Raw genomic sequence first — 4,873 nt, forward strand, 5'->3', positions numbered from 1 at the left:
TTTCGTCTGTAGCAGCAATTAACGAAAACAACATCTTGAGATACAGATTAAAGCTGACTCGCGGTATTGTAAATCCGTATGTTTACAATATTTTTTCCAAAATAACTAAATAATTTAAAAGTCTAAGTAATTCTATATACGCCCACTTCAAGTTAGGTTGGTAAAGATGATTATTTGTTTGCCTTTTTAGACTTTCTCCACAACTGAACTCCACCCAAGCCCAGAAATGCCAACAATGAGGCCAATGAGGAGGAGTTCTCCGGTACAGGAGTATGTTCATTAATTTTTCATTAATTTCTAAGGTCACGCTTCCATCACCTTTAATAGTTCCATTTCGCAAGACAAAGTAAAATATCCCAGGATATCCAAACATAAATCCGTTATTTCCACCCCAAACTCCTAAATCGTTATTTCCAGTAAGAATACTATGCAAGCAAAATTGATAGATAAATGTATAATCGCCGACTTATAAAATATTAATAATTTCCTGAAATGCTATTTTTATAATCCTATAAATAAGCATTCAATACTTCTGGCTTTTGTAGTGTTGAACCAAAACCAGGGTATACTGTTTTATGTGCTGGTAGATTCTCCATTACTACTGCCGCGCCCACCCCGAGTTCTGGCACTAAAAATCTTTAAAAATCTTTGGATAAACACTTTACTAATTTTTGCTATTCATTGAGTAATTCACCGTCATTAATCCCACATAATCTTGAGACTAATAACACCGCTCCGTGTAAAATTTTACCTCAACTATCCTAAACTTACTTATTGGTCGAGCAGTATTGCCCTAAGTTACTCTTAGAATAATTCAAAATTTTTCTCTCTTATAATGCCTGCGTGCATCTTGTAAGAGTTTAATTAGTCTTTCTTTTGGTTCTTGAGACAGATAATTTATGGCTGGCATATATTTGGCGCTCCCTTGCCTGTGATATGTCGATCTTCTACAATATAGACGCGCAGCAGCTTAGAATCTGCCCAGCAGAATTTCTCTTTTTGTCCTGTTGGGCAGTAGATTGAATGTTGTGAGGCGATCGCCCAAAAATGTCCAATGGGTTCTATAAAATGAAAAGCGATCGCTACCACTGGTGAAAGATTACTCTTTAATTTCTTAGAGATGAAAGAAATAATACAAAGACTATCAGGAAAAATCCGATGCAATTACTGAATCATTTAAGTATAAAAACAAAACTCACAGTCATGTTGCTGGCAGTCAGCTTTTGTGCTATGCTCGCGAGCACCTTTATCTGCTCTAGCAGTGGGAAAGCGATTCTGACCGAAAAAGTCTTCAACCAATTAACCAGCCTTAGGGCTGTGAAAGCTTATCAAATCCAAGATTATTTTGAAAATCTTAAAAACCACACCCAAACCCTCAGCGAAGACCTGACAGTAGTCGCCGCCCTACAGGAATTTAAGACGGCTTACAGCGAACTTGAAAAAACCAAAATTCCAGCGAATTTTGACGCAAAAATTAATACCTACTACCAGAAAGAATTTTTAACCAAACTAAAGCGAACTAACGAGGGTTCGCCTGTTCTGGCAGCATACACGCCAAAAACACCCGCTGCTCGTTACCTACAGTACCACTACATCGCTGCTAATCCCAACCCTGTTGGCAAGAAGCTTCTCCTTGATACTCCAGGGGACTCCAGCGCTTACAGCCGCGTTCACGCCCGCTACCACCCTCTTTTTCGCAATATAGTTGAAAAATATGGTTACTACGATATGTTTTTGATCGATCGCGAAGGAACTGTTGTCTACACGGTTTTTAAAGAAACCGACTTTACCACAAGCTTGAGCGACGGCCCTTACAAAGAGAGTAACTTAGCAAACGCGATCGCCGCCACACGACAGGCCAAGGGAAAGGGGTATGTGAAAATAGTAGATTTTAAGCCTTACAGCCCTTCCTACGGTGCGCCTGCGGCTTTTATCGCGACCCCCATCTTTAGCGGCTCGGAATTTATTGGTATTTTGGCGTTCCAGTTTCCCGTTGACAAAATTAACAATGTGATGACTGGTAACAAAAATTGGAAACAAAGTGGTCTGGGCGATTCAGGAGAAACTTATCTGGTGGGGTCGGATTATTTAATGCGTTCTGCATCTCGTTTCCAGATTGAAGACCCCGAAGGTCATGCAAAAGTTCTCGCCTCTATCGGTACTGATGAAAAGACCATCAAGAAAATCAAAGAGTTCAATACTACAATCCTCCTACAGCAAGCGCAAACAACAGCAGTGAAGGAAGCGTTATTTGGGAAGCAGGGCACGCAGGCGATCGACGATTACCGTCGTATTCCTGTTTTGAGTTCTTATTCCCCACTAGATATTGATGGCTTGAGGTGGGTGATATTGGCGGAGATGGATGTTTCGGAAGCCTATGCGTCAATTCACTCCTTTGAAAAAACAATTGCGATTGCAGCTACTTTAATCATCGCGCTAATCACGGTTGTTGCCATGTGGCTGACTGCAATCTTTGTCAGACCCATCAAGAAGTTAATCGCTAGCGCCCGCCTGGTGGGGGATGGAGAATCTGACGCGGTGGTGAAATCTGGTTCAGAAGATGAATTTGGAGACTTAGCTAAATCATTTAACCAAACGATAGGCCGCCTTCGTGCCGAAACTCAGCTAATTCAACAGAAAAATCGCGAAAATGAAGCATTAGTCTTAAATATATTTAGTCCCGCCATAGCCAAACGCCTCAAACAGGGCGATCGATCAATTGCCGATCAGATTTCTCATGTCTCGGTTTTGTTTTCCGATCTCCATGGATTTACTAAGCTCTCTCAAACCTTGTCAGCTCCCGAAGTTATCGATCTGCTTGATGAACTGGTAACAACCTTCGATGAAATGACTGAAAAATACGGTTTGGAGAAGATTAAAACTATTGGTGATGGTTATATGGCTGTATGCGGGCTGAGTATGCCACGTTTGGATCATGACAAACGCGCGGTAGATTTTGCTTTGGAAATGCTGGCATTTGTCCACCGATTTAATTATGAAAAAGGCTTGGATCTAGACGTGGAAATCGGGATTAATTCCGGAAATGTGGTTGCAGGTGTCATTGGTAAAAATAAATTGCTCTATGACGTTTGGGGCGAGACCGTAAATATTGCCAATAGATTGAAGTCGGCTTGTCCCCCCGGCTCTATCTTTGTGTCTCAAGATATCTACGATCGCCTGCACGATCTCTACGATTTTGAGTTGGTTGGGGAAATTCAAGAACCTGACAAAGAAAAGTTAGTAGCTTGGAAAATCCCAAGTTATAAGCTTCCAGTAAATGTTCGATCGGAGGAAGTATATGAATAATTTAAGCTCTTCAAACGACTGGGAAATGTGGGCATTAATTGTCGGATTAGGGTTCCCACTCCTGGTTGTTTTACTAGGAGAGGTTATTTATCACCTACAAAGGCAGGCTCGACCGCTGGCGACTACCCTGCTGGTTGTAAAAAACCTTGTCCTGCCAATTTTAATGGTGATGATTTTAATCAGGAATGTCCTGAAGCTTGACGTTAACGGGAATTTTCCCAAGCTGGTTGCAACTCTGTTTTGGATATCTGCTATCTACGCATCTCTCTCGCTGCTTAATGTGATTTTGTTTGAAGAAGCTGAGGCGAATAGCTGGCGGGCACGGATGCCGAAATTGCTGATCGATCTTTGTAAGTTTTTTTTGGTGCTTGTGGGAACTGCGATCGTGCTGGCGGCGGTGTGGGGTGCTGATTTGGCCGGTCTTGCGACTGGATTGGGCATTAGCTCAATTGTAATCGGTTTGGCGCTTCAGGATACACTAGGCAGCGTCATGTCTGGCATGGCGCTGCTTCTGGAACGTCCCTTTAATGTTGGTGATTGGTTGCGAATTGGAGATATTGAAGGTGAGGTAGTTGATATCAATTGGCGATCGGTTCGGCTGCTCACTTCCCAGCGCCAGACGATCGTCGTTCCTCATCAGTTCATTGGAAAAGGAATCATCTATAATTACAGCCAACCAGAACGCATTTATAACCAACGCCTCAATATTGGTTTTTCCTACGATAGCCCGCCTAACCTCGTGAAGCAGGTACTAACAAGTACAGCCTTGGCTACCCAAGGAGTATTAGCCGAACCCGAACCAAAGATTAAAACCAAATCCTATGATGAGACTGCAATTGTGTATGAGGTGGATTTCTTTGTCAAAAACTTTGGGGAGGTGGACCAGATACTCGATCGATTTATGACGCGAATTTGGTACGCAGCGCAGCGAAACAACTTAACGTTATATCGTTACCGATACTCGTATGCTGTGGAAGCTGCTGATAAGGCAGATAGCGCTTCAAGTAAGTTAGCCCAAAGCCTGCACTCAATTCCCGGATTTATGCCCTATGCTCGCGAACCCAAAAATTTGGATGACTTAGCTAAGGGAACTATTTTACAGAAGTTTGGTGCGGGAGAGAAAGTCATCCGGCAAGGCGAGCCTGGTAATGCTTTGTACATTATCATTGCTGGTGAGGCTAAGGTCACTGTCAGGAACGAGTTGGGGATGGAGTTGGAGGTAATGACTGTATTGCGCGGTGAGTTTTTTGGGGAAATGGCACTATTTAGTGGGGAACCGAGTCCGGTATCAATCGCCGCCGCTGAGGATTTGCAGGTTCTTGTCATCTACTCAGATGCTGTCAATACGATGATTGAACGTCAACCAAGTTTGGGGCGCGAGATCGGTCAAATTATAGAATCGCGAAGCAAAGCCGTAAGTATGGCTCAAAAGGCAGATGTTAAGCCCAATGCTGGGGTTGATTTCCTGTGAGGATGATGCTGTTCGATCGCGATGCAGAGATTTGATTTCAGTAGACAAGAGTGCAAAAATCATAGAAGGGCGTAGCATTTGGACATAAAATCTTAG

The 4,873-nt window shown here is 42.8% G+C and carries 2 protein-coding genes; both read left to right on the forward strand.

Features of this window, described 5'->3' with window-relative positions:
* Nucleotides 1-1,158 precede the first annotated feature (1,158 nt).
* Nucleotides 1,159-3,306 carry an adenylate/guanylate cyclase domain-containing protein gene (locus QT974_RS16125; RefSeq protein WP_333469470.1) on the forward strand — a complete coding sequence of 716 codons (2,148 nt, stop codon included), beginning with the start codon at nucleotides 1,159-1,161 and terminating at the stop codon, nucleotides 3,304-3,306.
* A complete protein-coding gene (locus tag QT974_RS16130) occupies nucleotides 3,299-4,777 on the forward strand; it encodes a mechanosensitive ion channel family protein (protein ID WP_333469471.1) in 1,479 nt (492 codons plus the stop codon). Before QT974_RS16125 ends, QT974_RS16130 begins: the two co-directional genes overlap by 8 nt.
* Nucleotides 4,778-4,873: the final 96 nt, after the last annotated feature.

It is taken from the genome of Microcoleus sp. BM001215392 (assembly GCF_036700185.1).
Classification (GTDB): Bacteria; Cyanobacteriota; Cyanobacteriia; order Cyanobacteriales; family Microcoleaceae; genus Microcoleus.